The sequence below is a fragment of the Streptomonospora sp. PA3 genome, from assembly GCF_009728995.1.
Lineage (GTDB): Bacteria > Actinomycetota > Actinomycetes > Streptosporangiales > Streptosporangiaceae > Streptomonospora.
On record NZ_VTZW01000010.1, the window covers coordinates 165,907 to 192,158 of the forward strand.

The following is a 26,252-nucleotide window of genomic DNA, read 5'->3' on the forward strand; positions in this document are numbered from 1 at the left end:
GGTGTTTTCCGGTGCGTCCGGAGCCGTATGGCGGCCGCGCACCGCCGCCGCCGTCCGGCCGCCGCCACCCGGCGGAACACCGCCGCACCGGCCCGGCGGGCGCCCGCGCCGGCCGTGAAGGGAGTCGCCATGGAGTTCTCCGCCGACGATCCCGCTCCCCGGGAGTGGACGCGGGAGCAGAGCGCGGCCCTGCTCGACTGGGCCGGGCGCTCCCGGCAGGCGCACGGGTTCGCCTGGCTGGACGACGACGGACGGCCGCGCGAGGCCCAGGGCGTGCAGACCTGGATCACCGCCCGCACCACGCACGTCAGCGCGCTGTACGCGCGCGAGCACGGCGGCGCGGCGCGCGACCTCGCCGAACACGGGGTGCGCAGCCTGCGCGAGTCGCTGCGCGACCCCCGGCACGGCGGCTGGTTCTCCACCGTGGCCTTCGACGGCTCACCCGCCGACTCCGGCAAGGCCGGCTACCAGCACGCCTTCGTCCTCCTGGCGGCCTCCACCGCGACCGCCGCCGGCATCGCGGGCGGCGCCGACCTGCTCGACGACGCCGCGGCGACCGTGCTCGACCGGTTCTGGGACGCCGATGCGGGACTCGCCGCCGAGTCCTTCGACCGCACCTTCACCCGCGGCGAGAACTACCGCGGCGCCAATAGCAACATGCACATGGTCGAGGCCTTCCTGGCCGCAGGCGCCGCCACCGGCGACCCCGCCTGGGCGCGGCGCGCGCTGGGCATCGCCGACTTCCTCATCCGCGACCGGGCCGCCGCGCACGGCTACCGGCTGCCCGAGCACTACACCGCGCAGTGGCGCGTGCTGCCCGAGTACAACCGGGACCGGCCGGGCGACCCGTTCCGCCCCTACGGCTGGACGCCGGGCCACTCCCTGGAGTGGGCGCGCCTGCTGCTGCACGTCGAGGCGGCCCTGGACGAGCCGCCAGCGTGGCTGCTGCCCGCCGCCGAGTCCCTGTTCGCCACCGCCGTGGCCGCCGCGTGGGCCCGCGACGGCGCCGACGGGTTCTGCTACACGCTGGACTGGGACGATCAGCCGGTGATCCGCGAGCGCATGCACTGGGTGGCGACAGAGGCGGTCGCGGCGGCCCACGCCCTGCACACCCGCACCGGCAGCGCCGACTACGCCGACCTCGCCCGCAGGTGGTGGAGCCACCTGCGCGCCTCCTTCGTCGACGGGACAAAGAACTGGCGCCATGAACTCGACGCGCGCAACCGCCCCAGCGCCACCGTCTGGAGCGGGCGGCCCGACGTCTACCACGCCTACACGGCCCTGTCTTTCGCCGCGGGCCGGCCGATCCCCGGATACGCGGTGGTCGGCACCCCGAGCGCAGCCGAAGGGAGCGCGAACGCGTGAGCACCGAGCACGACGAGCAGGGCCCGCCGCCGGCCTCGGCGGCGCCGCAGGCGGCGATCGCCGGCGAGCACGTCATGGACCTGCTGCCCGAGGACGGCGGACTGCTGCGGCCGGTGCCCGGCGGCGGCCCGGCCAACATCGCCGTGGCCTGCGCCCGGCTGGGCACACCGACCATGCTGCTGTCCCGGTTCGGCGCCGACGCCTTCGCCGAGCGGCTGCGCGCCCGGATGGCGGCCGAGGCGGTCGACCTGAGCCGCTGCCCCACCGGTCTGGGGTCCTCGGCCCTGGCCGTGGCGACCCTCGCCGCCGACGGCTCGGCCCGCTACGACTTCTGGCTGGAGGACGCCCCCGACTGGTCCTGGTCCCGCCGGGAGCTGGCGGGCGCGCTGCCCGAGTCGGTGCGGGTGCTGCACCTGGGCTCGATCGCGGCGCTGCGCCCGCCCGGCGACGCCGAGCTGCTGGAACTGGCCCGCCGCGAGCGGGAGCGCCGCACCGTCACCTTCGACCCGAACGTGCGCATGGCGGCACTGCCCGGGCGTGAGCACGCACGCGGGCGCGTGGAGGACTTCTGCCGCGTCAGCCACCTGGTCAAGGCCAGCGACGACGACCTCGCCGAGCTGTATCCGGACACGCCCGCCGAGGCGGCGGCGCAGCGCCTGCTGGAGCTGGGCCCCCGGGCGGTGGTGGTCACGCGCGGCGGCGAGGGCGCGTTCGCGCTCAGCCCCGAGGGGCGCGCCGAGGTGGCGGCTCCCCCGGTGCGGGTACACGACACGATCGGGGCGGGCGACACGTTCATGGCCGCCCTGGTCAGCGGATGCGCCGCTGCCGGCGGTGTCCCGGCCTCCGCCGCGGCACTGGAGGCGCTGCTGTCCTCCGCGGCCGCGGGCGCCGCCCTCAACTGCACCCGCCCCGGCGCCGACCCGCCCACGGCGGGCGAACTCGCGGCGTTCGGCGAGGCGCGCTAGCGGCGACGACCGGGGCGGGGGCGGCCCGCCTGCCGTCATCGGTGGCGGAGCGAGCCGACCGTGTGGAGGCCCGGCCGGGCCGGGGCCGGCGGTGGAAACGGCGTCCGGGCGGCCCGTTGAGGGGAGCAGCGGGCCGCCCGGACGCCGGGCGATCCAACGGTAACAGCCTGCTTCCGGCCCCCAGGAGCGACCCCGGGCCGAGGGAGCCGGCCGCCGGCCTCGATCGGCCGCGGGGGACGCAGAATCCGGCGAGGAGCATGCCGCGCGATCGCCCTGGCCGGAAGCGGCCAGCACCGCGGCGCCCGCCACCGGAGGAGTCCGGGAGGGCGCGCGCAATCGGGCGGAGACGGAGCCCGGAATGGGCGGAACCGCCGCCGGGCGGAGTCCGTCATAACGGAGGCCGGAACGCCGAGGGGGCGCGCAGCGGCGGACCGGCGGCCCGTTGCGGCCGGTACCGCACCGGCCTCTTCAGCGTCGCGGCGGCCCGGCCCGCTGTACGCTTTCCTGGCCCCCTGAACTCGCATAAGCGACAAAAGCTGCACATCAACCGACAGGGACCCCCGTGTACTCTCAGTATCCTCAGCCCCAGCCCTACCCGCCGCCCCAGCCCGAGAAGAAGCCCAATTACTGGCTGGTGGGATGCTTCGGCTGCGGCGGCGCGCTGGCCCTCGTCGCCGGCATCATCGCCATCATCCTGGTCGTCGTGAACAGCGGCGACGATTCGGGAGGCACGGCCGGCGACCAGCCCTCCGCCGGCTCGTCCCCCGAAGGCGGCGACGGCGAGGAGACCGCGCCCGCCGACGCGGGCGGTCCCGTCCAGATCGTGGCCGAGCCCGCGGAGTACTCCCCCTCCGTGCTGGGGGACGGCGGGGACTACGTGGCGGTGCACGTCACGATCACCAACAACGGCGACGAGACCGTCTCGGTGAACCCGCTGTACTTCACCATGGAAGACGCCAACGGCGAGACCAAGGACGCCGACCTGATGGAGTCGGCCGGCCAGGACGACAGCTTCGAGGCGCTGGAACTGGCGAACGGCGACAGCGAGAGCGGCGTCGTCGTCTTCCCCGGCACCGCCGAGCCGGTGAGTGTCACGCACACCGACGTGATGGGCAACGAGTACACGGCCCAGGTGGGCTGACGCCCGCCCACGCGCAGCGCGAGCCCGGCGGCCGCCCCCGGCCGCCGGGCTCCGCCGTGTCCGGAGCCGGGAGCGCGGCTCCGCCCGGATCGGGCCGCGCGGGCCGCGCGACACGCCGACTCGGCACCTAGCGGTCGGATCGGCCGCCGCTAGGGTGGCGGCGTGGCTTCGATCACCGACCCGGAGGTGCGCGCACTCCTGCAGGAGGGGACGCGCACGGGAACGCTCGCCTACACCGCCTCGGACGGCCGCCCCTTGGCCGCGCCCGTCTGGTTCATCGTCGAGGGCGACGTGATCGTCTTCAACACCGGCAAGCACACGGCCAAGGGCAGAGCGATCGCGCGGGACCCCCGCCTGGCGCTGGTCGTGGACATCGAGACCCCGCCCTATGGCTTCGTCCAGGTCCAGGGCGTCGCGGAGGTCTCGGAGGACCCCGGCGAACTGCTGCGCACCGCCACCGCCATCGGCGGCCGCTACATGGGCGAAGACCGCGCCGAGGAGTACGGCCACCGCAACGGCGCCCCCGGCGAACTGGTGGTCCGCCTGCGCCCGACCAAGGTCGTGGCCGGCTTCGACATGGCCGAGTAACTCCGCGTACACCCCGCCGCACCCGCGCCTGATCCGGCCATCGGCCCTGGCAGGGGGTGTCTGCGCAGCTCACGGCCGCCGAGTCGGCAGATTCGGCAGCAGGTCGAATGCCGTTTGCAATGGCGCTGGAATCAGGAAACCGGAAACGGGGTAACTATTCCGGTGAGATGACCGCCCTCGGCAACGGAGCCCCCGCCGACAGTCCCCTGATGACCGGATTCATTCCGATGATTCCGATCCGCCTACTCCGATGGGGTGCGCGGTACCCCGCGCGCTCCCATCGCCCCCGGGAGGTGATCGTGGACGACGACGGTTAAAAGAAAAAGACCCCTGGCGGCACACCAGGGGCCGTCATCCGCCCCTGAATCCGCCTCTTCCCGGAGAGTCGGCCAGCGTAGTTCGACTCCCGGGCAGGATCATCCGGCGCAGGCTCGCCGACAATCGACCGCACAGGAAAACAGATGACATGCGGACGCACTACTCGTCATCCACCGACACCACCCCTACTATTCTCGCCCGTGCATGTCGTCCTGCCATTCCCACGTGATTCCCGTATGCCACTTGTCCACGTCGAGAAAATCCCGGAAATAGAAGCCATTGGAATTTGACGGAAACAAGTGATCCGATTTCAGGGGCGCAGCCCCCTCGGTTTCGAATACGTCTCGCTCGCGGAACCACCAGGCCGCTTTGGGCAGCGCAGGAGGCGTGAAGCGGACGCGCAGTGCATAGCGCCTGCTCCCCGGCCTCGCCCTGTAGCGGAGCATGGGCCGGGCGGGAATCGAGCTGCGCACGAGCACCCGGTAGCTGAACGAGAAGGGTTCGCCTTCTCGAGGATCCAGTTCCCGGTCCAACTGGAGTACCGCAGACAGGTATCCGAACCCGGTCTCGCGAACGGCAGCAACACTACACCCTATTCCCGGCTCGATCGTCAACACTCCCGTGCCGGTGTCGCGGTGATAGTTGTAGGCCGCTGAAACCAGGGAGACTCCAGGGTAAAGCGGAACGACGCTCCTAATGACATCGACTTCCGTAATCACACCGCGACCGTCGATATGATAATAAGCTTCGGTTTCGCGTACTTCGTACCCTTGCCTGATCGTATCGGCCGATGCGTCCGGTGTGACGGTGAACGGCACTGAATGTCTGTTCTGCTGCCGCTGGTTGAGCCGCTGGGTGCGCCGCCGCTCCTCGGTCACCTTGCGCGCTTGGTCCAGCGCACGCCGGGCCAAGTGCTCGTCGCAACCGAACTCGGTCACGTAGTAGTACACCAGTTCGGTCGAGGGCATCGTGTGGCCGTTCTCCACATTGGAGATGTGGCCGCTGCTGTACAGCGCCACGTCCCGGGTCGTCGCCCCGGCCTCAATCCGCGCCTCTCGGAGGATGCCCCCGAGTCTGCGGTGCTCCTCGCTGACAGGTACGCGGTCGCGCGACGGCCCCGGCTCTCTCGAAGTCATCCGCTCATTATCCAGACCTAGGGTCCCGGATCGGAACAAGTCCGGATTCGGCTACCCCGCCGGACACTCTTGATCCGGTCGACGTTCCAGGAGCGGGACGTCCGCACTTCGGACTGGTCAGGGAGTTATGCCTGCGCCTGTCGGTGAAACGACCGCACACTCCAGCTTGTAGACTCTGGCGCGGCATCCCGTGCGGCCGCACTGACTGAACTGCGCCGAAACGGGCGCCGGGGCGAAGGGACCCGCCCGACCGCCAGTCCAACGGGCCCCTTCTGCCGACTTAGGAGCCGGCTTCCCTGGTGGTCCGCTTAGGAGGCGTGATGCGGACGCGCAGTGCATAACGCCCACTCCCCGGCCTCGCCCTGTAGCGGAGCATGGGCCGTGGGAATCAAGCTGCCCACGAGCACCCGGTAGCTGAACGAGAAGGGTTCGCCGTCTCGAGGATCCCGTTCGCGATCAATCCGGAGCACTGCAGAAAGGTGCCCGGACCCGGTCTCGCGAACGGCAGCAACGCTACACCCTATTCCCGGCTCGATCGTCAACACTCCCGTGCCGGTGTCGCGGTGATAGTTGTAGGCCGCTGAAACCAGGGAGACTCCAGGGTAAAGCGGAACGACGCTCCTAATGACATCGACTTCCGTATTCACATCGCCACCGGCGACATGGTGACAGTCTTCGGTTTCGCGCACTTCGTACCCTTGTCGGATCGTGTCGCCCGATGCGCCTGGTGGGGCGGTCAACGGCACTGAATGCCTGTTCTGCTGCCGCTGGTTGAGCCGCTGGGTGCGCCGCCGCTCCTCGCTGACTTCCCGGGCTTGAGCAGTACCCGGCGCGCCAGGTGTTCGTCGCAGGAACTCGGTCACGTAGTAGTACACCGGTCCGGTCGAGGGCATCGTGTGGCCGTTCTCCACGTTGGAGATGTGGCCGCTGCTGTACAGCGCCACATCCCGGGTAGTCGCCCCGGCCTCGGTCCGCGCCTCGGGAGGGCGGCCGGAGGCGGCGGAATCCTGGTCCCGCTTGCTTGCCGGTCTTGCTTGCTGAGACTTGCTTGCTTGTTGCGGAAACTGGCCTATCGGCAAGCAGGGTGCGGCCGTGGTGTCCTCGTTTCAGATGGTCTCCACCCGAATGTCCAACGGCGGCCAGGCGGTAGGAGCCCACCGGTCCCGTCAGGGAAGGGAGAGACGCGATGGCTGTGCTGATAGTCGCGGCCGCGGCGTTCGTCTGCGGATTCGCCGCGGGCTGGGTGCTCACGTCGTCGTACGCGGCCTGGGAGATGAACCGGATCGTCAACCGCCAGCAGCGGGAGATCGTCGAGCTGCGCGAGTACGCCGCCGAGCTGGCCGAGGACCTGCGCAGGGTGTCCTGAGGACGGGGGCGCGGTGGAGCCGCCGCTCAGCTGTGCGGCGGTTCCCCGGTCACCACGTGGTCGGCGTGATTGAGGGCCTCCAGCACGAGGCGGCGCAGGTGGCCGTCGCGCAGGCGGTAGATCGCGTGCCGCGACCGCTTGCGCGACTCCACCAGCCCGGCCAGGCGGAGCTTGGCCAGGTGCTGGGAGACGGCGGTGCGCGAGGCGGCGCAGGCCTCGGTGAGTTCGGTGACGTCGGCCTCGCGGTGGCCCAGCACCCACAGCAGGTGCAGCCGGGTGGGGTCGGAGAGCAGCCGGAAGACGTCGGCGGCCACGGCCAGGCGCTCGGCTTCGGGCGGCGCCTCGTGGGACAGGCTCGGGGCCGCGGTCTCTCGGGTCTCCATGGGGGCAGTCTAGATCCGTGTGGTGGGACCGAGGGGCGCGCGCTGCGGACGGGCGGGGCGGTGCCTCCGGGCCCGGCGGCCGGTTCGGCCCTCGCGAACGGCCCCGATCAGCGGTCAGCGCCGTCCCGCCGGAACCGGTTCGGCGGGCGAGGGCGCCCGCGTGCGCGGCTGGCGCCAGAGGAGGGCGGCGCCTCCTCCCGCCAGGGCGCAGACGGCGGCGGTCCCGGCGAACGCCGCCTCCGGCGGCAGGCGGGTGCCCGCCCAGCCGGCGAGGGGGTAGGCGGCGAGGAAGCAGGCGTGGGAGAGGGAGAACTGCGCGGCGAACAGCGGCGGCAGCCCGGTTCCGGCCGCGTTGTCGCGCAGGAGGCGGCCGGTGAGGGTTGCGACGAGTGAGCAGCCCGCCCCCAGCGCGGCCCAGGCGGCGGCCAGGAGTGCGGGCGCGGGCGCCAGCGGCCATCCCACCGCGAAGGCGGCCCCCGCTGCCGCAAGCAGCGCCGGGCCCGCCAGCATCGCCGGCCGCACGCCCGAGCGCATCGGCAGGCGGGGCAGGGTGAGTGCCGCCGCCATCGATCCGGCGCCGAAGCAGGCCAGGGCGAGCGCAACTCCCGTATCGGTCCCGCCGAGCGGCCCGCGAACGTAGACGACGGTGTTGACCAGCACCATCGCGGTCGGTGCCGCCACGGCCAGGTTCAGGGCCGCCAGCGCCCGCAGCGGCGGGCGGAGGGCGAAGGCCCGCATGCCCGCCAGCGCCCCCGCGAGCCGCGACGGCGACCCGCGACCGGCCGATTCCGGCAGCGGCGTGCGGGCGACCACCAGTGCCGACGCGGCGAACCCGGCAGCGGTGCAGGCGAACAGTCCGCTAAACGGCACGAGCAGCAGCAGCGCCGCGGCGAGCACCGGCGAGGCCAGTGCCTCCAGGTCGTAGGCCAGCCGCGACAGCGCGAGCGCGGCGGTGTAGTCGGCGTCGTCGACGATCTCGGGGATGAGCGCCTGGAAGGCCGGGGTGAACGCGGCCGAGGCGGTCTGCAGCAGCGCCACCAGCGCATAGACGTGCCAGACCTGGTCGGCCCAGGGCAGCACCGCCACGGCCGCGGCCCGCACCGCGTCCGAGCCGACGAGGACGGCCCGGCGCGGCAGGCGCAGCGTGAGGCCGGTGAGCAGCGGCCCGGCCACGACGTAGGCCACCATCTTGACGGTCAGCGCGGTGGCCACGACCTGCGAGGCGCCCTCCCCCGCGAGCCGGAAGGCCAGCAGCCCCAGCGCGACGGTGGCCAGTCCCGTCCCCACCAGGGCGACCACCTGCGCGGCCAGCAGCCGCCGGTAGCTCCCCGCTCGCAGCAGCAACCCGAGCATGGCGCGTCCTCCCCACGCGAACCCTCCAGCGGCCGACGGCGCCAACATAACAGACGTGTGCGTATATGCGCACTTATATGATGCATGGCGGTCCGACCGCACCTTGCACCCGATCCCCCGGAAGTGAGGCGCACCACTCGCTGATCGTGCTCGCGGCGATGAGTTCTCCGGTTCCCCTCGGTCTGCCCCTGCGACGAACACACGTTCGCCCGCGGAACCGGAGAGGACCGACATGGACACGACCGCACCGACCCGTTCGCCCCTACGTGCCGGGCGACGGGAATGGCTGGGGATGGCGGTGCTCGCGCTGCCGACACTGCTGCTGTCGCTCGACATGAGCGTGCTGCACCTGGCCCTGCCGCACCTGGCCGCCGACCTGCGGCCCAGCAGCAGCGAGCTGCTGTGGATCATGGACGTCTACGGCTTCATGATCGCCGGGTTCCTGATCACCATGGGCACGCTCGGGGACCGGATCGGGCGCCGGCGGCTGCTGCTGATCGGGGCGGCGGCCTTCGGCGCCGCTTCGGTCGCCGCCGCCTACGCCCAGACACCGGCGATGCTGATCGCCGCCCGCACCGTGCTGGGGATCGCCGGTGCGACCCTGATGCCCTCGACGCTGGCGCTGATCAGCAACATGTTCCAGGACCCCCGCCAGCGCGCGACCGCCATCGCGATGTGGGCGAGCTGCTTCATGGGCGGCACCGCCATCGGACCGGTCGTGGGCGGGCTGCTGCTGGAGTGGTTCTGGTGGGGCTCGGTCTTCCTGCTCGGCGTGCCGGTCATGGTGCTGCTGCTGGCCACCGCGCCGTTCCTGCTGCCCGAGCACCGGGATCCCCGCGCGGGGCGGCTCGACCTGTTCAGCGTCGCCCTCTCGCTGGCGGCGATCCTGCCCGTGGTCTACGGCCTGAAGCAGGTCGCCGCCGACGGCCCCGGCGCCGGTGCCTTCGCCGCGATCGCGGCCGGCGCCGCGATCGGCGCGTTCTTCGTGCGCCGCCAGCTGCGCATGCCCGACCCCCTGCTGGACCTCCGCCTGTTCACCGACCGCGGCTTCTCCACCGGTCTGGGCGTGATGATGCTCGGCGCACTGGCGATGGGCGGCATGTTCCTGCTGCTCTCGCAGTACCTCCAGCTCGTGGGCGGTCTGACCCCCCTGGAGGCGGGACTGCGCCTGGTCGCGCCCTCGGTCCTGATGATCGCGGCCACCATGCTGGGGCCGTGGGCCGCCCGGAAACTGGGCGGCGCCAACGTGATCGGCGGCGGCATGGTGCTGGCGGCCGCCGGCATGCTGCTGCTGACGCAGGCCGCCCCCGCCGGCGGCACCCTGCTCGCCATCGTCGCCCTCGCGGCGGCCTCCCTCGGACTGGGCCCGGGGGCGGCGCTGGTGACCGACGTGGTGGTGGGTGCGGCACCGCCGCACAAGGCCGGCTCGGCGGCATCGATGTCGGAGACGAGCGGGGAGTTCGGCATCGCCATGGGCGTGGCGCTGCTCGGCAGCCTGAGCACGGCCGTCTACCGCGGGCGGGTCACCGTTCCCGACGGCGTTCCGGCCGATGCCGCGGCCGCTGCCCGCGACAGCCTCGCGGCGGCCGTGGCCGCAGCCGCGGAACTGCCGGCCGGGGCCGCCGCGCAGCTGCTCGCCCCCGCGCGCGAGGCGTTCACGCACAGCCTGCAAGCCACCGCGCTGCTGGGCGCCGCCGTGCTGGGGGCCTTCGGACTGGTGGCGATCCTGCTGCTGCGCACGCGCCCGCCCCAGCCCGCGGAAGCCGGGGCGGGCGGGCCCGAGGACTCGGGGGACGCCGCCGAACCGGCGCCCGAAGCAGTTCCCGCCTCCTGGCCGGAATCGGTGCCCGCGGACCGATGACTTTCGGTCCCGGCACGGGTCCACCTACCTGAACCGCCGGGGACGGGCTGCGTAGCCCGCGGACGCGGCACCGACAGCAAGTCGAAGAAGGGGACGATCACGATGGCGAACACGACCGGCCTGAGCGGGATGCTGCTGGCCAGCCGGGACCCCAAGCGCCTGGCCGACTGGTACTCCGCCGCCTTGGAGCCGCAGGAGGACTCCGCGGCCGACCAGTACCGGGTCCTGAAGTTCCGCGACTTCTATCTGATCATCGACAGCCGCGACGACGTCGCCGCCGCCAACCCCGACCCCGCCCGGGTCATCCTCAACTTCGACGTCGAGGACGCCCGCGCCGTCGCCAAGCGGATCGACGACGCCGGCACCCGGTGGGTCGCCCCGGTCGAGGACCGCGACGGGAGCCTGTTCGCCACCGCGACCGACCCCGACGGCAACTACGTGCAGGTCGTCCAGCTGAGCGAAGAGGCCAAGAACTCGATGTAGCCGAGCGCCGCACCGCGCGGCGGGAGAAGGAGGCGAGCAGCGATGCTCGACGCGAGCAGGGCTTTCAGCAGTTTCGCGGTCGACGACACGGCCGCCGCGGAGCGGTTCTACACCCGGACCCTGGGGCTCACCGTGTCACCCGTCGCGGGGATGGAGGAGTACGGCCTGCTCACCCTGCACCTGGGCGAGCACGACGGGGTGCTGATCTACCCCAAGGCCGACTTCGTTCCCGCGACCTACACCGTGCTGCACTTCCCCGTCGACGACATCGAGAAGGCCGTCGACGCTCTGGCCGAGCGCGGCGTGGAGTTCCTGCGCTACGACGCCTTCGACCACGACGCGAAGGGCATCACCTACGGCCGCCCGCGCAACGCGTGGTTCCGCGATCCCGCGGGCAACGTGCTCGGGCTCGTGCAGGAGGGCTGACACCCGCCCCGCCTCTCGGGCGGCCGATGGGACGCCCCGGACGGGGAGGCGGGACGGTTGCGGGTGCAGGCGGCCGGGTGCCCGCACGCCGGCGCCCGCCCGGGGGTGCGCCTCCGGGCGGGCGCCGGCGCACCGGCCCGCGCGCCGGCTCGCGCATGTCCGGCGACTACGCGCGATCGAGTGAATCGACTCGGACCCAGCGGGTAAAAACCCGGCATGCTGCCCTCGTTGACCCTGGAGTCCCTTCGCTCGGCGGTGCGCCGCCTGCTGATGGGCGGGGCCTGGCTGTGCCCCATCCTCCCCGCCGACGCGCTGTGCGCGGGAGCGGCCGGCGACTACGCCGTGCGGCCGGCGCGGGCCGCGCGCGCCGTCGAACTGGACGCCGCACGCGTCGAGGAGCTGTGGTCGGAGCTGATGCGGCGGGAGCTGCCCGACTGGTGACCAGAAGAAGGCCCGCCCCCGGCCCGCCGTCCGCAGAAAGGCTCCCGTGGTCGACGACACCGATTTGCAGCACCTGAGCCGATGCGTCGAGCTGGCCGCCGAGGCGCTGGCCGAGGGCGACGAGCCCTTCGGCTCCGTGCTGGTCGCCGGCGACGGCACCGTGCTCGGCGAGGACCGCAACCGGGTGGCAGGCGGCGACCGCACCCGCCACCCCGAGTTCGCACTGGCGCGCTTGGCCGCGGCGAACCTGGCTTTGGCCGACCGCGCGGCCGCGACCGTCTACACCTCCGGTGAGCACTGCCCGATGTGCGCGGCGGCCCACGGGTGGGTCGGCCTGGGCCGCATCGTCTACGCCAGTTCCTCCGCGCAGCTGGCGGCCTGGCTGGCCGAGCTGGACGTTCCCGCGCCGCCGGTGCGGGCCCTGCCCGTCACCGAGATCGTGCCCGGCGCCGTGGTGGAGGGCCCGGTGCCGCCCCTGGCCGAGCAGGTCCGCGAGTTGCAGCGCCGCTACCACCGCCCCTCCTGAGCACTCCGTCGGCGCCGGCTGCGAGGCGGCGCGCCCTCGGCACGGCCCGAATGTCGCAACCGATCCGACATGAACCGATGAGTACGGGGTAAAGAGCGCACAGGCACGATCTCCACGGCCTGCTGCGCAGGGACGATCCCTCCCAGCCCCGCACCCGTTCGGGAGGGACGCGGCGCTTTCAGGGGCGCGGCCGCTTCGCCGACGGCGCACCGGCCACCGCCGCACCCCTATCATGGCGCCTCGGCGGCCACCGGCCGCTCGGCCCGCGGCCGCCCGCCGCGGGTCGGAGCAGTGATCGGAGGCTACGGGAGAGGAGCGTTGAAAAAGCGAAAGACGAATGACGTATCTCGTGATTATGACTCCGTGTCGCAACCGCGGCGCGCGACAGCCGCTGCGCTAACGTCATCACGCACGAGCGGATCCACCAATTGTCCCGGCACGACGGCGCCGGGATCAATATCCTATAACCATTCGGTGCGCATAAGCGTGGTATGCACCGTTTGGCCGTAGAGTTTCCGGTCGAGGACTGCGAATAGCGCATCGGATTCTACTCCGGCACCATCAGCGGTCCCGTGCAGGCACCTTCACGGGGTCGGGAGGAGAGGGCCAGGCCCTGCACAGCGAAGGCGTCACGACGACGGTACCTGCCCCGGGACTCCCGGTCCGGACCTCGGGAAGGAGTTGTCATCTCTCGATTCAGGTCCTACATACAAGAGCACACGAACCCGCCGGTCTTCTTCATATCGGGCGCCATCGTCCTGGTGTTCCTGATCCTCGGCGCGATCTTCACCAGCGCGCTCTCGACCGTCGCGGGTGCCATCCTCACGTGGATCACCACGTATTTCGGGTGGTTTTACATTATCGCGGCCACTTTCTTCCTGATCTTCGTCCTCTGGGTGATGTTCAGCCGATTCGGTAACATCCGCCTCGGCCCGGACTCGTCCCGGCCGGAGTTCGGGACGACCGCGTGGTTCGCCATGCTGTTCACCGCCGGTATGGGCATCGGCCTGGTCTTCTACGGCGTGAACGAGCCGGTCTACTACAACGCGAATCCGGCGCACCCCAACGAGATCAACGCCAACAGCCAGGAGTCCGCCTACGAGGCGATGAACTTCACGCTGTTCCACTGGGGCTTCCACCCGTGGGCGATCTACATCGTGCTCGGGCTGGCCCTGGGCTACTTCTGCTTCCGCAAGGGCCTGCCGATGCGGCCCGCCTCGGCCCTGTACCCGCTGATCGGCAACCGCATCTACGGCTGGATCGGCAACCTGGTCGACATCCTGGCGGTGTTCGGCACCCTGTTCGGCCTGGCCACCTCCCTGGGCATCGGCGCCCGCCAGGTCAACGCCGGGCTCTCCGAGCTGTTCGGACTGCCCAACATCTGGTGGATGCAGGTGCTCATCGTGGCCGCGATCACCAGCGTCGCGGTGCTCAGTGTGATGCTGGGCATCGACAAGGGCATCCGCCGGCTTTCGGTGATCAACCTCTGGCTGGCCGTCATCCTCATGGTCGTGGTCTTCCTGTTCGGCCCGCGGCTGTACATCCTCACCGGCCTGGCCGACTTCACCGGCTACTACCTGCAGCACCTGCCGGAGACCAGCCTGTACGTCGCCAACCCGGCCACCGATCCCAACGGCTTCGACTTCCAGCAGGCCTGGACGCTGTTCTACTGGGGCTGGTGGATCTCCTGGTCGCCGTTCGTCGGCATGTTCATCGCCCGCATCTCCTACGGGCGCACGATCCGCCAGTTCATCACCGGCACCCTGTTCGCCCCGGTCGGCGCATCGATCGTGTGGTTCAGCGTCTTCGGCGGCGCCGGGCTGTTCTACGACAACCTGCGCAATGCAGGTATCGCCGACCAGCCGGCGGAGCTGTCGCTGTTCGCGCTGCTCAACGAGCTGCCCCTCCCGGCCATCATGACGGGGCTGATGTCGGCGCTGACGGTCGTGGTGGTCGTGCTGTTCTTCGCCACCTCTTCCGACTCGGGCTCGCTGGTCGTGGACATGCTCACCAACGGCGGCGACCCGCACCCGGTCAAGGCGCAGCGGTTCTTCTGGGCCGTCACCGAGGGCCTGGTGACCATCGTGCTGCTGCTGGCGGGCATCGGCATGGCCGAAGGCGACGCCGATCCCCTGGCGACACTGCAGTCGGCGTCCCTGCTCACCGGGCTTCCGTTCGCCGTCGTCCTCATCGTCATCTGCTTCGCCCTGCGCAAGGCGTTCCAGAGCGAGGACACGCGGGTCCTGGTCCCCGGGACCACGCCGCCCTCTCGCGGTTCGGCGCCCACGGGGAACACCGCCCCGCCCGGGGACGTTGAGCGGCCGGCGGCCAAGTCGGGCTCCGGCGCCAGGACCAAGGGTTCGGGCTCGTCCGGCGACAGCAGCGACAGCGGTGCTTGAGACTCAGTGAGGAGTGACGGGCATGCCCACGAAGAAGCGAATGTCGAACCCGTTCCGCGGCGTGCTGGACATGATGAGCGAGATGAACCGCATCTCCGACACCATGTCCAACCTGGAGACCAGCTCGGCGCCCACGACGCCACGCGGCTACTCCGACGCCTGGAGCCCGGCCACCGACATCTTCGCCCGCGGCGAGGACATCTACATCCGGTGCGACCTGCCGGGTGTGCTCCCCGAGAACGTCGAGGTCGCGTTCTCCAACGGGACGCTGACCATCTCCGGTGAGCGGGAGCGCGACGACTCCGACGTCGTCTACTACGCCTCGGAGCGCTTCCTCGGCACCTTCCGCCGGGAGGTCGTTCTGCCGGAGGGCACCGACGAGAACGACATCGAGGCCACCTTCGACGACGGCCTGCTGACGGTCCGCGTCGCCGGTGCGGCCAACGCCGAGGGGCCGAGCCGGATCCAGGTGCAGAGCAAGAAGAAGCAGCGCTGATCGAACCGTCGCACCCGCTGCGACATGCGAAGGCGCCCGGCCGATCCGCTCGGCCGGGCGCCTTCGTGCGCATCCGGCCCGTCTAGAAGACCCGTCCCTCGTCGTAGGGGCCGATGACCGCCAGCGCCTCGGGGCGGCCCAGGATGTCCGCGGCGACCTCGGCCACGTCCTCGGCCGTCACCGCGTCGAACAGGGCCAGGTCGTCGTCCAGCGAGAAGTGCCGCGGGTAGCCCAGCTCGTGCACCGTCAGCCGGCCCATGCGCGAGTTGCTGCCTTCGCTGCCCAGCACCCACGAGCCCTTGATCTGGCCCTTGGCCCGCTCCAGCTCCTCGCCGGTGATCCCGGTGGCCGCCGCCTTGGCCAGCTCCTCGCGGCACACGCCCAGCACCTCGTCGATCTTGTCGGGCAGGCAGCCCGCATACACCTGGAAGAGGCCGGTCTCGGCATAGGAGCTGTGGAAGGCCTGGACGGCGTAGGCCAGCCCCCGCTTCTCCCGCACCTCCTGGAACAGCCGGGAGGACATTCCGCCGCCCAGGGCCGAGCCGAGGACGCGCAGCGCGTACCAGCGCTCGTCGGTGCGCGGCAGGCCCTCGCGGCCCAGGATCAGGTGTGCCTGCTCGGTGTCGCGGGCGACCAGGCGGGTCCCGCTGTAGGCCCGTACCGGGTCTCCGCCGATGCGCGGGCGGGCGGGCCGGGCGTCGCCCGCGGCCGCCGACTGCTCGGCGAAGACGGCCCGCACCTGCTCCACGACGGCGTCGTGGTCCAGGTTGCCCGCGGCCGCGACGATCAGCTCACCGGGCACGTAGGCGGCGCGGTACTGCTCGAAGATGCGGTCGCGGGTCAGCCCGGCGATGGTCTCGTTGGTGCCCAGGATGGGGCGGCCCAACGTGGAATCGGCGTAGACGTGCTCGGCGAAGACGTCGTCGATGAGGTCGGCGGGCTCGTCCTCGTTCATCGCGATCTCTTCGAGGATGACCCCCCGCTCGGTCTCGACCTCGGCCGGGTCGAGCACCGAGCCGGCCACCATGTCGCCCACCACGTCGATCGCCAGCGGCAGGTCCCGGTCCAGGACCTTGGCGTAGTAGCAGGTGTGCTCCTTGGTGGTGTAGGCGTTGTGGTCGGCGCCCACACCGTCGAGCAGCGCCGAGATCTCCATCGCGTCGCGCTGCCGGGTGCCCTTGAACAGCAGGTGCTCCAGGAAGTGCGCGGAGCCCGCGTGCACGCGGTCCTCGTCGCGCGAGCCGGTCGTGGCCGAGATGCCGAAGGCCGCAGAACGCACGCCGGGCATCGCCTCGGTCACCACCCGCAGCCCGCCGGGCAGGACGGTTCGCCGCACCAGCCCGGAACCGTCGCCCGGTTCCAGCAGGGTGATGGTGCTGCCGGGCTCCTGCTCGGCGGCGATGGGCACAGAGCTCATACTCGCTTCTCTCGCCTTCCTCGACGACTCGCGTGCTTTTTTCGTCCGCTCCCGGCGCCTGCGCCGCCGCGCAGCCGCGTAAACGACACGGGGCGGCCGCACCGCGAGGTGCGACCGCCCCATCGATCATAGGCGGGCGTCAGGTGTTCTCACCGCCGCCGCTGCGGGTGCGGCGCCGCCTGCGCGTACCCGAGCCGCCGCCGGAGGAGGCGGACTCGGCCGACTCGCCCTCGGGCTCCTCGCCCGACTCGGGCTCGGCCCCGTTGGCCGAGCCGGACTCGGCCTCGACGACCTCGACCGGAACGAGCGAGAGCTTGCCGCGGTCGTCGATCTCGCGGATCTCGACCTGGATCTTCTCGCCGATGCTGACGACGTCCTCCAGGTTCTCGATCCGCTTGCCGCCGTGCAGCTTGCGGATCTGCGAGATGTGCAGGAGCCCGTCCTTGCCCGGAAGCAGCGACACGAACGCGCCGAAGGCGGTGGTCTTGACGACCGTGCCCAGATAGCGGTCGCCGACCTCCGGCATGGTGGGGTTGGCGATGCTGTTGATCGTGTCGCGCGCCGCCTCGGCCGAGGGGCCGTCGGTGGCGCCGATGTAGATCGTGCCGTCGTCCTCGATGGTGATGTCGGCGCCGGTGTCGTCCTGGATCGAGTTGATCATCTTGCCCTTGGGGCCGATGACCTCGCCGATCTTGTCGACCGGGACCTTCACGGTGAGGATGCGCGGCGCATACGGGCTCATCTCGGCCGGCCGCGTGATGGCCTCCTGCATGACGTCCAGGATGGCCAGCCGCGCGCCGCGCGCCTGCTGCAGCGCCTGGGCCAGCTGCGAGGCGGGGATGCCGTCGAGCTTGGTGTCCAGCTGCAGCGCGGTGATCAGCTCACGGGTGCCGGCGACCTTGAAGTCCATGTCGCCGAAGGCGTCCTCGGCACCGAGGATGTCGGTCAGCGTGACGTACTCGTCACCCTCGCTGATCAGGCCCATCGCGATGCCCGAGACCATCTCCTTCAGCGGCACGCCCGCCTGCATCAGCGACATGGTCGAGGCGCACACCGACCCCATGGAGGTCGAGCCGTTGGAGCCGACCGCCTCGGAGACCTGCCGGATCGCGTAGGGGAACTCCTCACGCGAGGGCAGCACCGGCAGGAGCGCCCGCTCGGCGAGCGCGCCGTGGCCGATCTCGCGGCGCTTGGGCGAGCCCACCCGGCCGGTCTCGCCGGTGGAGTAGGGCGGGAAGTTGTAGTTGTGCATGTAGCGCTTGGTGCGCTCGGGGTTCAGCGTGTCGACGATCTGCTCCATGCGCAGCATGTTCAGCGTCGTGATCCCCAGGATCTGGGTCTCGCCGCGCTCGAACAGCGCCGAGCCGTGCACCCGCGGCACCACGCCGACCTCGGCGCTGAGCTGGCGGATGTCCTTGGGGCCGCGGCCGTCGATGCGGACCTTGTCGCGCAGCACGCGCTCGCGCATCAGCTGCTTGGTCAGCGAGCGGAACGCCGCGCCGATCTCCTTCTCGCGGCCCTCGAAGTCCTCGCCGAGCTTCTCGGCGGCCAGCGCCTTGACGCGCTCCAGCTCGTCCTCGCGGTCCTGCTTCTCGGCGATGGTCAGCGCCTGGGCGAGCTGGTCGCGCACCGCGGTCTCGACGGCGCCGTAGACGTCGTCCTCGTAGTCGAGGAAGATCGGGAACTCGGCGGTCTCCTTGGCGGCCTGGTCGGCCAGCGCCTGCTGGGCCCGGCACAGCACCTTGATGAACGGCTTGGCCGCCTCAAGGCCCTCGGCGACCGTCTGCTCGTTGGGGCCCACGGCGCCGTCGGCCACCAGCTGCAGCGTGTGCACCGTGGACTCGGCCTCGACCATCATGATGGCCACGTCGCCGTCGTCGAGCACGCGCCCGGCGACCACCATGTCGAAGGTGGCCTCCTGCAGCTCGCTGTGGGTGGGGAAGGCCACCCACTGGCCGCGGATGAGCGCCACGCGCACGCCGCCGATGGGGCCCGAGAAGGGCAGGCCGGCGAGCTGGGTGGACATCGACGCGGCGTTGATGGCGACGACGTCGTAGAGGTGCTCGGGGTCGAGCGACATGATCGTCTCGACGACCTGGATCTCGTTGCGCAGCCCGTGCTTGAACGACGGCCGCAGCGGGCGGTCGATCAGCCGGCAGGTCAGGATGGCGTCCTCGGAGGGACGGCCCTCGCGCCGGAAGAACGAGCCGGGGATGCGGCCCGCGGCGTACATGCGCTCCTCGACGTCGACCGTGAGCGGGAAGAAGTCCAGTGTCTCCTTCGGGCGCTTGGAAGCCGTGGTGGCCGAGAGCACCATGGTCTCGTCGTCGAGGTAGGCGACGGCGGAGCCGGCGGCCTGGCGGGCCAGGCGGCCGGTCTCGAATCGGATGGTCCGGGAGCCGAAAGAGCCGTTGTCGATGACGGCTTCGGCGGAATACGCGCCCTCCATGGGCGTCCTCCTCATACGGATTACGGGTATTCGGTTGTCCCGCGCCCGTAGCCCGGAGGAGTCGTCGAGAGTCGCTGCCGCCCGGCGGCGCGGGCAGTGCACATGCCTGCCGGCGCAGCAGGACCGCCAGCGGCCGGCCATCGATCGAAGCCTGCGGGGCGCCTGGACCAGGCGTTCCGCAGACCACTACCGAGGACCGGCCTCGACGCGGCTAGCCGAGTCGGGAGCGCGGGAGCGCTCTGCTGCGACCTTCGCGGTCGGTGCGGTTGTGTATCGGTTTGTCAGGCGGGTCGCCACTGGGGACGATACCCGCTGGCCACGGCAGTGGCCGCTGAGTCCACACTACTAAGAAGGGGAGTGGCCGAGGCCACTCCCCGTTCGCGGCTTTTTCAGCGGCGCAGACCCAGTCGCTGGATGAGTCGGCGGTAGCGGTTGATGTCCTGCTTCTGGATGTACTTGAGCAGGCGGCGGCGCCGACCGACCATCAGCAGCAGCCCGCGGCGGCTGTGGTGGTCCTGCTTGTGGGTCTTCAGGTGCTCGGTCAGCTCCGTGATCCGGTGCGTCAGCAGCGCGACCTGGACGTCAGGGGAGCCGGTGTCGCCTTCCTGCGTGGCGAAGTCGGCGATGATCTGCTGCTTGGTGGCGGTGTCGATCGACACGTCGCTCCTTCTCGTCGTCGGTACGCAGATGTCGTTGACCCCGGGCACACGACGGCCGACCGGATCGATCCGGTCGGCGAATCGGGCGCGGGCCGGTGACCACGCGTACGAACAGTCACCGTCAGCGGTCCGGGATCGCCCGCGGTTACCCGGCGGGCGCCGCATCCGACCGCTTCCGCCCGGCGTGCGGGCGCGCTCATGCGGACTTGTCCCTGCAGTTTACAGCACCGCGCACCCCGCGCCGCCACTGCGCGGACGGCCGCTGTGCAGGACGCGGCCGCGGGCCCGCCGCGCTCAGGATCCGGCGGCCAGCTCGCGCGCCCTGTCGACGTCGCGCGCCATGGCCGCGATCAGCTCCTCGACGCTGTCGAAGCGCAGCTGCCCGCGGATGCGGTGGGTGAACTCGATGGCCACGCGCCGGCCGTAGAGGGCGAGGTCGTCGCGGTCGAGCGCGTAGCCCTCGACGGTGCGCGCCGCCCCCTCGAAGGTGGGGTTGGTGCCCACGGAGACCGCGGCGGGCCAGGCCGACTCCGCGCCCGGCTCGGCTTCGAGCAGCAGCATGCGCCCGGCGTAGACCCCGTCTGCGGGCACGGCGGTGCCCGGAGCGCAGTCCAGGTTGGCGGTGGGAAAGCCCAGCAGCTCCCGGCCGCGCGCGGCGCCGTGCACGACCAGGCCCTCGACCCGGTGGGGGCGGCCCAGGGCCGACCGGGCGCCCTCGACGTCGCCGGCCTCCAGGCAGGCGCGGATGCGGGTGGAGGTGAGGGTGTCGGCCGCGGCCACCAGCGGCAGGCCCTCGGCGGTGAAGTCGTACTTCTCCCCCAGGGTGCGCAGCGTCTCGACGCTGCCGGCGGCCCGGCAGCCGAAGCGGAAGTCCTCGCCGACGACCACGGCCGCGGCGCCCAGGCCCTCCACCAGCACTCGGCGGACGAACTCCTCGGCCTCCAGGCGGGAAAGCTCGGCCGTGAAGGGCAGCACGCAAACCGCATCGGCCCCGTACTCGCCCAGCAGCTCGGCCCTGCGCGGATGCGGGGTCAGCACCGCGGGCGGCTCGCCGCCGCGCACCACGGCGTCGGGGTGGGGGTCGAACGTGACCACCACGACGGGCAGCCCCAAGCCGCGGGCGCGTTCCGCGGCGGTGCGCACGATGGCCTGGTGGCCGCGGTGCACGCCGTCGAAGACACCGATGGTCACCACGGACCGGCCCCAGTCGCGGGGCACCTCCTCCAGACCGTGCCAAGTCCGCACGTCGAACAGCTCCCCTCAGGCGCGTCGCCGAACGTCCGCTCACCAGGGTCGCACGGCCGCCGCGGCCCCCGGGCACGCCGGGCCGTGGCTCCGCTCACACGCTGTCCCTCAGGCAGCCGCGAAGACCACGATCGGTTTGGCGTAGCCCGGCCGGTCCTCGGCCAGCGCGACCACCGTGCCGTCCGGCGCGAACAGGCCCACCGGGCCCGGTTGACCGTCCCCGGGGGAGATCCGGTTGCCGTGGGCGACCTTGCGCGCCTCGTCGGCGTCGAGGATGCGCACCGGGAACGCCGCCGCCACGGCCTGGGCCAGGGGCAGCACGGAGAACTCCGCGGCCAGGTCCTCCAGGGTGCGGGCCTGGGAGAGGTCGTAGGGGCCGACGCGGGTGCGGCGCAGCGCGGTGAGGTGGCCGCCCACGCCGAGCGCGGCACCCAGGTCGCGGGCCAGCGCACGGATGTAGGTGCCGCTGGAGCAGGTCACGCGGGCGTCGACGTCGACGAACGCGCCGCCGGGGTCGTCGACGCGGCGGACGGCGTCGACGGCGAACTCCGAAACGGTCACCTCGCGGGCGGCCAGTTCGACCTCCTCGCCCCGACGCGCGGACTTGTAGGCCCGCTTGCCGTCGACCTTGATCGCACTGACCTGCGGCGGGACCTGGACGACGGTGCCCGTCAGCGCGGCGGCGCCGGCCCGCACCGCGTCCTCGGCCACGCCGGAGGCGTCGGTGCGCACCCCCGGCTCGCCCTCGGCGTCGTCGGTGTTGGTGGTCAGGCCCAGGCGCAGCGTCGCGGTATAGGCCTTCTCGGTGAGGGTGAGATGGCCCAGCAGTCGGGTGGCCTTGCCGATCCCGAGCACCAGCACCCCCGTGGCCATGGGGTCGAGCGTGCCCGCGTGGCCGACCTTGCGGGTACCGGCCAGCCTGCGGGTACGGCCGACCACATCGTGGGAGGTCCAGTCGGCCGGCTTGTCGACGATAACGACGCCGCTGTCGGTCATGGGGCTCGGGCTTCCTTGCTCAGGCGGACGAGGACTCTTCCGGGCGCGGTTGTTCAGGGGTGGGGATACACATTCCCGGTATGCGGTTGTCCAGGGGGTGGGCTGCGGCAATGGGGCTGAAAAGCGCGAAGCGCCGATGCCAGCTTGCCGCCGAGCGCACGGATCACCTTTGCGGCGGAGACCCGCCACCAATGGTGCGGTTCCACCTGACGGGCACAGCGTGCGCTCGGCGGCAAGCTGGCGCGCAGCGCTACGCGCATCAAGCCCCATTGCCGCAGCCTCAGTGGTTGCTGACTCCGGATGGTTCCCGGAGGTTCCCGGCGGCACCGGCGTGCGCGAGACGAAGCGCCTCCTACCGGGAAATCATTCTTCCTCGTCCTCGGGTTGCCGCGGGGCCTTGTAGGGGTCGGGCTCGCCCGCGGGCGTGGCGCCCGAGGCGGCCCGTGCCACCTCGGCGTCGGACATGCGGGCCTGCGCCAGCAGCGACTCGATGTGCTCGGCGTTGCGCTGCACATCGTCGCTCTTGAACGTCAGGCTCGGCGTGTGCCGGAGCCCGGTCTGGCGGCCGACCTCGGTGCGGATGATGCCCTTGGCGCTTTCCAGGGCCGCCGCGGTGCCGGCCTTCTCCTCGTCGGAGCCGAACACCGTGTAGAACACCGTGGCGTCGCGCAGGTCGTTGGTGAGCCGCGCGTCGGTCACGGTGACGAAGCCCAGGCGCGGGTCCTTGACCCGGCGCTCCAGCATCTCGGCCACGATCCGCTGGATGCGGTCGGCGAGTTTGCGCGCTCGTGCGGCGTCAACCATCGTTCTCAGTCTTCCTCTGGGCTGAAGAGCCGCTGCCTCGCGGAGAGCAGCTCGACCTCGGGGCGCTCCGCGACGAGCCGCTCGCAGGTGTCGAGCAGGTGCGAACAGTGCGCGGCGGTTGCGGCCACCACGGCCACACCGATCTCGGACCTGCGGTACAGGTCCTGGTCGCCGGTCTCGGCGACCGACGCGGAGCACGCGCGCTGCAGCTCGGCCACGATGGGCCGGACCACCGAGCGCTTCTGCTTCAGGGAGCGTACGTCCCCCAGGAGGATGTCCAGCGTCAGAGCCCCGACGAACATGCGCTCACCCCGTGTGCCGCGCGCCGCGGATCGCGATTCAGGTGTCATGTGGGGCCGCATGACGGAGCGGCCGGGCCGGTGAGTGGGTGCGGGGACCGGGCCCGGAGCCCGGACCCCGGCCTGGGCGGCCGGGGTCCGGGGCGGGTTCGGACCGGGATCAGTCGCGCGGCTTCTCGCGCATCTCGTAGGTCTCGATCGTGTCGCCGATGCGGACGTCGTTGTAGCCCAGGCCGATACCGCACTCGAAGCCCTCGCGGACCTCGGTGGCATCGTCCTTGAACCGCCGCAGCGACTCCACGTTGAGGTTCTCGGAGATGACGATCCCCTCGCGGATGAGCCGTGCCTTGGTGTTGCGCCGGATGGTGCCGCCGCGCACGATCGAACCGGCGACGTTGCCGACCCGCGGGACCTTGAAGACCTCGCGGATCTCGGCGGAGCCGAGCTGGACCTCCTCGTAGATGGGCTTGAGGAGCCCCTTGACCGCCGCTTCGATCTCGTCGATCGCCTGGTAGATGACCGAGTAGTAGCGGATGTCGACGCCCATGCGGTCGGCGAGTTCGCTGTTCTTGCCCTCAGGCCGGACGTTGAACCCGACGATGATCGCACCGGAGGACGCCGCCAGGTTGATGTCGTTCTGGGTGATCGCGCCGACACCGCGCCCGATGACGCGGATGTCGACCTCTTCACCGCCGACGTCGATCTTGGACAGCGACTCCTCGAGCGCCTCGACCGACCCGGACATGTCGCCCTTGACGATCAGCAGCAGCTCGTTGCGCTCGCCTTCGGCCAGCGCGTCCTTCCAGGTGTCGATGGTGACCCGGCGCGTGGCGCGGCTCTGCTGGGCGAAGCGCTCGCGCGCCTCGCGCTGCTGGGCGATCTGGCGGGCGACCCGGTCGTCCTTGACCACCAGGAAGCTGTCGCCGGCGCTGGGGACGTTGGTCAGTCCCAGCACCTGCACCGGGCGCGAGGGCTCCGCGCTCTTCACGTTCGCGCCGTGCTCGTCGAGCATGGCGCGAACGCGGCCGTAGGCGTCGCCGCAGACGATGGAGTCGCCCACGTTGAGCGTGCCGCGCTGCACCAGGACCGTGGCCATGGAGCCGCGGCCGCGGTCGAGGTAGGCCTCGATCGCCAGCCCCTGGGCGTCCATGTCCGGGTTGGCCCGCAGGTCCAGCGCCGCGTCGGAGGTCAGCACGACCGCCTCCAGCAGGGCGTCGAGGTTCTGCCCCCGCAGCGCGGAGATCTCGACGCACTGCACGTCGCCGCCGAACTCCTCGGCCACCACGCCGTACTCGGTCAGCTGCGCGCGGACCCGCTGCGGGTCGGCGCCCTCGACGTCGATCTTGTTGATCGCGACGACGATCGGGACGTCGGCCGCCTTGGCGTGGTCGATGGCCTCGGCGGTCTGCGGCTTGACGCCGTCGTCGGCCGCGACCACCAGCACGGCGATGTCGGTTGCCTGGGCTCCGCGCGCACGCATGGCGGTGAACGCCTCGTGGCCCGGGGTGTCGATGAAGGTGATCTTGCGGTCTTCTTCGTCGACCTCGGTGGAGACCTGGTAGGCGCCGATGTGCTGGGTGATCCCGCCGGCCTCGCCGCCGACCACGTTGGAGCTGCGGATGGTGTCGAGCAGCTTGGTCTTGCCGTGGTCGACGTGGCCCATGACGGTGACCACCGGCGGGCGCGGACGCAGATCGGCGTCGGTGCCGACGTCCTCGCCGAACTCGATGGAGAAGGACTCCAGGAGTTCGCGGTCCTCGTCCTCGGGGCTGACGACCTCGACGTTGTACTTCAGCTCGTCACCGAGCAGCTGCAGCGTCTCGTCGCTCAGCGACTGGGTGGCCGTGACCATCTCGCCCAGGTGCAGCAGCACCTGCACCAGCGACGCCGGGTTGACATCGATCTTGTCGCCGAAGTCCGACAGCGACGCCCCGCGCGACAGCCGGATGGTCTGCCCGTTGCCGCTGGGGATCTTCACGCCGCCGAACGACGGCGCCTGCATGTCGTTGAACTCTTGGCGCCGCTGCTTCTTGGACTTGCGCTGACGTCCCGGGCGACCGCCGGGACGGCCGAACGCTCCGGCTGTGCCGCCGCCGCGTCCGCGGCCGCCGCCGGGGCGGCCGGCGAAGCCGCCCGGACGACCGCCGCCGCCACCGCTGCCGGGGCGCGGACCCGCGCCGGTACCCGCGGGGGCACCGCGGCCGCGGCCGCCGCCACCGGGGCGGCCGCCGCCGGGACGGCCGCCACCGCCGCCGCCGGACGGCGCCGGACGGGACGAGGGCATGTTCATCGGGCTGGGCCGCGGACCGCCGGGCCGCGGGCCGACGTTGGCCGGATTGGGCCGGGGACCGCCGCCGCCGGGAGGACCCGGACGCGGCGCCTGGGGACGCGGCGCACCGCCGCGCTCACCGCCGCCGGAACGCGATCCCGTGCCGCCCTGGCCGCCTTGGCCGCCGCCCTGCTGGCCGCCGGGGCGCGGCCCCGGACGCGGCGCGGGCTTGGAGCCCATGCCGGTGGCCGTCGAGGCGAACGGGTTGTTGCCGGGGCGCGGACCGGTCGGGCGCGGACCCGGACGCGGCGCCTTGCCGCTCTCGGACGGGGCCGCGGGACGCTCGCTCCGGTCGGAGCGGCCGCCGGGCTTCTCGGACTTGGGTGCCGCGCCCGGACGCGGACCCGGCTTGGGGCCGGGCTTGGGCGCACCGCCCTTGGGCGGGCCGGACCCCGCGCCCGCGCCGGAGCGCGAACCCGACTGCGGCGCCTGGCCGCTGCGCTCGGCCTGGCCGCCGCGCGGGGATTCCGGACGCGGACCGGGCTTGGGGCCCGGCTTGGGCGCCGCCGGACGCGTGGTGGAAGCGCCCGCCTCGGCCCCGTTCGCGGGTGCCTGCGGGCGCGGCTTGCGCTCACCGCCGCCGGCCTGCTGCTGGCCGCGGGAGTCGCCGGAACCGTTGTTGAAAGCTTCTTTGAGTCGACGAACGACGGGCGCCTCGATGGTCGACGACGCCGACCGGACGAATTCGCCCATCTCGTTGAGCTTGGCCAGAACAGCCTTGCTCTCTACCCCGAACTCCTTTGCGAGTTCGTATACCCGGACCTTCGCCACTGCTCTCCTCTACTCGGTCCGGGACATGGGCTTGTT

The 26,252-nt window shown here is 71.8% G+C and carries 24 protein-coding genes; 12 read left to right on the forward strand and 12 right to left on the reverse strand.

Features of this window, described 5'->3' with window-relative positions; genetic code table 11:
• Positions 1-129 precede the first annotated feature (129 nt).
• From FZ103_RS12950 to FZ103_RS12965, 4 genes are all read left to right on the forward strand, one after another.
• Positions 130-1,365 carry an AGE family epimerase/isomerase gene (locus FZ103_RS12950; RefSeq protein ID WP_156001407.1) on the forward strand — a complete coding sequence of 412 codons (1,236 nt, stop codon included), beginning with the start codon at positions 130-132 and terminating at the stop codon, positions 1,363-1,365.
• Positions 1,362-2,330, forward strand: coding sequence for a PfkB family carbohydrate kinase (locus FZ103_RS12955; RefSeq protein WP_343233506.1), 969 nt, complete (start codon positions 1,362-1,364; stop codon positions 2,328-2,330). Before FZ103_RS12950 ends, FZ103_RS12955 begins: the two co-directional genes overlap by 4 nt.
• A 562-nt stretch (positions 2,331-2,892) precedes the next feature.
• Positions 2,893-3,471 (forward strand): DUF4352 domain-containing protein, encoded by a 579-nt coding sequence (locus tag FZ103_RS26055; protein WP_156001409.1) that lies wholly within the window; start codon positions 2,893-2,895, stop codon positions 3,469-3,471.
• Positions 3,472-3,633: 162 nt separating this feature from the next.
• Positions 3,634-4,059, forward strand: coding sequence for a PPOX class F420-dependent oxidoreductase (locus FZ103_RS12965; protein ID WP_186356229.1), 426 nt, complete (start codon positions 3,634-3,636; stop codon positions 4,057-4,059).
• 506 nt (positions 4,060-4,565) lie between these two features.
• Here the strand turns inward: FZ103_RS12965 and FZ103_RS12970 are convergent.
• Positions 4,566-5,513 carry a helix-turn-helix domain-containing protein gene (locus FZ103_RS12970; RefSeq protein ID WP_156001411.1) on the reverse strand — a complete coding sequence of 316 codons (948 nt, stop codon included), beginning with the start codon at positions 5,511-5,513 and terminating at the stop codon, positions 4,566-4,568.
• Positions 5,514-5,821: 308 nt separating this feature from the next.
• Positions 5,822-6,457: a hypothetical protein gene (locus FZ103_RS12975; RefSeq protein WP_156001413.1), complete on the reverse strand. Its 636-nt coding sequence runs from the start codon at positions 6,455-6,457 to the stop codon at positions 5,822-5,824.
• A gap of 242 nt (positions 6,458-6,699) precedes the next feature.
• Between FZ103_RS12975 and FZ103_RS12980 the strand changes: the two genes are divergently transcribed.
• Complete coding sequence (locus FZ103_RS12980) at positions 6,700-6,879, forward strand: hypothetical protein (protein ID WP_156001415.1); 180 nt, start codon at positions 6,700-6,702, stop codon at positions 6,877-6,879.
• Between the two features lie 26 nt (positions 6,880-6,905).
• Here the strand turns inward: FZ103_RS12980 and FZ103_RS12985 are convergent, their stop codons facing one another.
• Both FZ103_RS12985 and FZ103_RS12990 read right to left on the reverse strand, forming a co-directional pair.
• On the reverse strand, positions 6,906-7,262 hold the full coding sequence (locus tag FZ103_RS12985; RefSeq protein ID WP_156001417.1) for a metalloregulator ArsR/SmtB family transcription factor: 357 nt from the start codon (positions 7,260-7,262) through the stop codon (positions 6,906-6,908).
• 114 nt (positions 7,263-7,376) lie between these two features.
• Positions 7,377-8,615, reverse strand: a complete 1,239-nt coding sequence (locus tag FZ103_RS12990) for an MFS transporter (protein ID WP_156001418.1) — start codon at positions 8,613-8,615, stop codon at positions 7,377-7,379.
• 232 nt (positions 8,616-8,847) lie between these two features.
• On the opposite strand from FZ103_RS12990, the gene FZ103_RS12995 reads away from it, so the two are divergent.
• The 7 genes from FZ103_RS12995 to FZ103_RS13025 all read left to right on the forward strand — a co-directional run bounded on the left by FZ103_RS12995 (position 8,848) and on the right by FZ103_RS13025 (position 15,247).
• On the forward strand, positions 8,848-10,476 hold the full coding sequence (locus FZ103_RS12995; RefSeq protein WP_156001420.1) for an MFS transporter: 1,629 nt from the start codon (positions 8,848-8,850) through the stop codon (positions 10,474-10,476).
• 102 nt (positions 10,477-10,578) lie between these two features.
• On the forward strand, positions 10,579-10,959 hold the full coding sequence (locus FZ103_RS13000; protein WP_156001422.1) for a VOC family protein: 381 nt from the start codon (positions 10,579-10,581) through the stop codon (positions 10,957-10,959).
• Positions 10,960-11,001: 42 nt separating this feature from the next.
• Complete coding sequence (locus tag FZ103_RS13005) at positions 11,002-11,385, forward strand: VOC family protein (RefSeq protein ID WP_156001424.1); 384 nt, start codon at positions 11,002-11,004, stop codon at positions 11,383-11,385.
• Between the two features lie 216 nt (positions 11,386-11,601).
• Entirely contained in the window at positions 11,602-11,826 is a 225-nt protein-coding gene (locus tag FZ103_RS13010) for a hypothetical protein (RefSeq protein WP_156001425.1), read from the forward strand.
• Between the two features lie 46 nt (positions 11,827-11,872).
• Positions 11,873-12,352 carry a nucleoside deaminase gene (locus tag FZ103_RS13015; RefSeq protein ID WP_186356230.1) on the forward strand — a complete coding sequence of 160 codons (480 nt, stop codon included), beginning with the start codon at positions 11,873-11,875 and terminating at the stop codon, positions 12,350-12,352.
• A 752-nt stretch (positions 12,353-13,104) separates the two neighbouring features.
• Entirely contained in the window at positions 13,105-14,751 is a 1,647-nt protein-coding gene (locus tag FZ103_RS13020) for a BCCT family transporter (protein ID WP_394350107.1), read from the forward strand.
• Positions 14,752-14,773: 22 nt separating this feature from the next.
• Positions 14,774-15,247, forward strand: a complete 474-nt coding sequence (locus FZ103_RS13025) for an Hsp20/alpha crystallin family protein (RefSeq protein WP_156001427.1) — start codon at positions 14,774-14,776, stop codon at positions 15,245-15,247.
• Between the two features lie 82 nt (positions 15,248-15,329).
• Here FZ103_RS13025 and FZ103_RS13030 read toward each other — a convergent pair whose 3' ends face one another.
• The 8 genes from FZ103_RS13030 to infB all read right to left on the reverse strand — a co-directional run bounded on the left by FZ103_RS13030 (position 15,330) and on the right by infB (position 26,216).
• Entirely contained in the window at positions 15,330-16,664 is a 1,335-nt protein-coding gene (locus FZ103_RS13030) for a pitrilysin family protein (RefSeq protein ID WP_156001429.1), read from the reverse strand.
• Positions 16,665-16,803: 139 nt separating this feature from the next.
• A complete protein-coding gene (locus FZ103_RS13035; RefSeq protein ID WP_156001431.1) occupies positions 16,804-19,113 on the reverse strand; it encodes a polyribonucleotide nucleotidyltransferase in 2,310 nt (769 codons plus the stop codon).
• 389 nt (positions 19,114-19,502) lie between these two features.
• Entirely contained in the window at positions 19,503-19,772 is a 270-nt protein-coding gene (gene rpsO, locus FZ103_RS25530) for a 30S ribosomal protein S15 (protein WP_186356231.1), read from the reverse strand.
• A 294-nt stretch (positions 19,773-20,066) separates the two neighbouring features.
• A complete protein-coding gene (locus FZ103_RS13045) occupies positions 20,067-21,017 on the reverse strand; it encodes a bifunctional riboflavin kinase/FAD synthetase (protein ID WP_186356232.1) in 951 nt (316 codons plus the stop codon).
• A 108-nt stretch (positions 21,018-21,125) separates the two neighbouring features.
• Positions 21,126-22,013: a tRNA pseudouridine(55) synthase TruB gene (truB, locus tag FZ103_RS13050; RefSeq protein ID WP_156001437.1), complete on the reverse strand. Its 888-nt coding sequence runs from the start codon at positions 22,011-22,013 to the stop codon at positions 21,126-21,128.
• Between the two features lie 363 nt (positions 22,014-22,376).
• Positions 22,377-22,817 carry a 30S ribosome-binding factor RbfA gene (rbfA, locus tag FZ103_RS13055; RefSeq protein ID WP_186356233.1) on the reverse strand — a complete coding sequence of 147 codons (441 nt, stop codon included), beginning with the start codon at positions 22,815-22,817 and terminating at the stop codon, positions 22,377-22,379.
• Between the two features lie 5 nt (positions 22,818-22,822).
• Complete coding sequence (locus tag FZ103_RS13060; protein WP_156001739.1) at positions 22,823-23,119, reverse strand: DUF503 domain-containing protein; 297 nt, start codon at positions 23,117-23,119, stop codon at positions 22,823-22,825.
• 157 nt (positions 23,120-23,276) lie between these two features.
• The gene (gene infB, locus FZ103_RS13065; RefSeq protein WP_186356234.1) at positions 23,277-26,216 is read right to left on the reverse strand and encodes a translation initiation factor IF-2; all 2,940 of its coding nucleotides are present in this window, start codon (positions 26,214-26,216) and stop codon (positions 23,277-23,279) included.
• Positions 26,217-26,252 lie beyond the last annotated feature (36 nt).

Excerpts from the sequence above, each read along its gene's own strand:
- FZ103_RS13000 (WP_156001422.1), top strand. The coding sequence starts at position 10,579 with ATGGCGAACACGACCGGCCTGAGCGGGATGCTGCTGGCCAGCCGGGAC.
- FZ103_RS13010 (WP_156001425.1), top strand. The coding sequence starts at position 11,602 with ATGCTGCCCTCGTTGACCCTGGAGTCCCTTCGCTCGGCGGTGCGCCGC.
- FZ103_RS12970 (WP_156001411.1), bottom strand. The coding sequence starts at position 5,513 with ATGACTTCGAGAGAGCCGGGGCCGTCGCGCGACCGCGTACCTGTCAGC.
- FZ103_RS12990 (WP_156001418.1), bottom strand. The coding sequence starts at position 8,615 with ATGCTCGGGTTGCTGCTGCGAGCGGGGAGCTACCGGCGGCTGCTGGCC.
- truB (WP_156001437.1), bottom strand. The coding sequence starts at position 22,013 with ATGACCGACAGCGGCGTCGTTATCGTCGACAAGCCGGCCGACTGGACC.
- FZ103_RS13005 (WP_156001424.1), top strand. The coding sequence starts at position 11,002 with ATGCTCGACGCGAGCAGGGCTTTCAGCAGTTTCGCGGTCGACGACACG.
- FZ103_RS13060 (WP_156001739.1), bottom strand. The coding sequence starts at position 23,119 with ATGTTCGTCGGGGCTCTGACGCTGGACATCCTCCTGGGGGACGTACGC.
- rbfA (WP_186356233.1), bottom strand. The coding sequence starts at position 22,817 with ATGGTTGACGCCGCACGAGCGCGCAAACTCGCCGACCGCATCCAGCGG.
- FZ103_RS13025 (WP_156001427.1), top strand. The coding sequence starts at position 14,774 with ATGCCCACGAAGAAGCGAATGTCGAACCCGTTCCGCGGCGTGCTGGAC.
- FZ103_RS12985 (WP_156001417.1), bottom strand. The coding sequence starts at position 7,262 with ATGGAGACCCGAGAGACCGCGGCCCCGAGCCTGTCCCACGAGGCGCCG.
- FZ103_RS12995 (WP_156001420.1), top strand. The coding sequence starts at position 8,848 with ATGGACACGACCGCACCGACCCGTTCGCCCCTACGTGCCGGGCGACGG.
- FZ103_RS13030 (WP_156001429.1), bottom strand. The coding sequence starts at position 16,664 with ATGAGCTCTGTGCCCATCGCCGCCGAGCAGGAGCCCGGCAGCACCATC.
- FZ103_RS13035 (WP_156001431.1), bottom strand. The coding sequence starts at position 19,113 with ATGGAGGGCGCGTATTCCGCCGAAGCCGTCATCGACAACGGCTCTTTC.
- FZ103_RS12980 (WP_156001415.1), top strand. The coding sequence starts at position 6,700 with ATGGCTGTGCTGATAGTCGCGGCCGCGGCGTTCGTCTGCGGATTCGCC.
- FZ103_RS12950 (WP_156001407.1), top strand. The coding sequence starts at position 130 with ATGGAGTTCTCCGCCGACGATCCCGCTCCCCGGGAGTGGACGCGGGAG.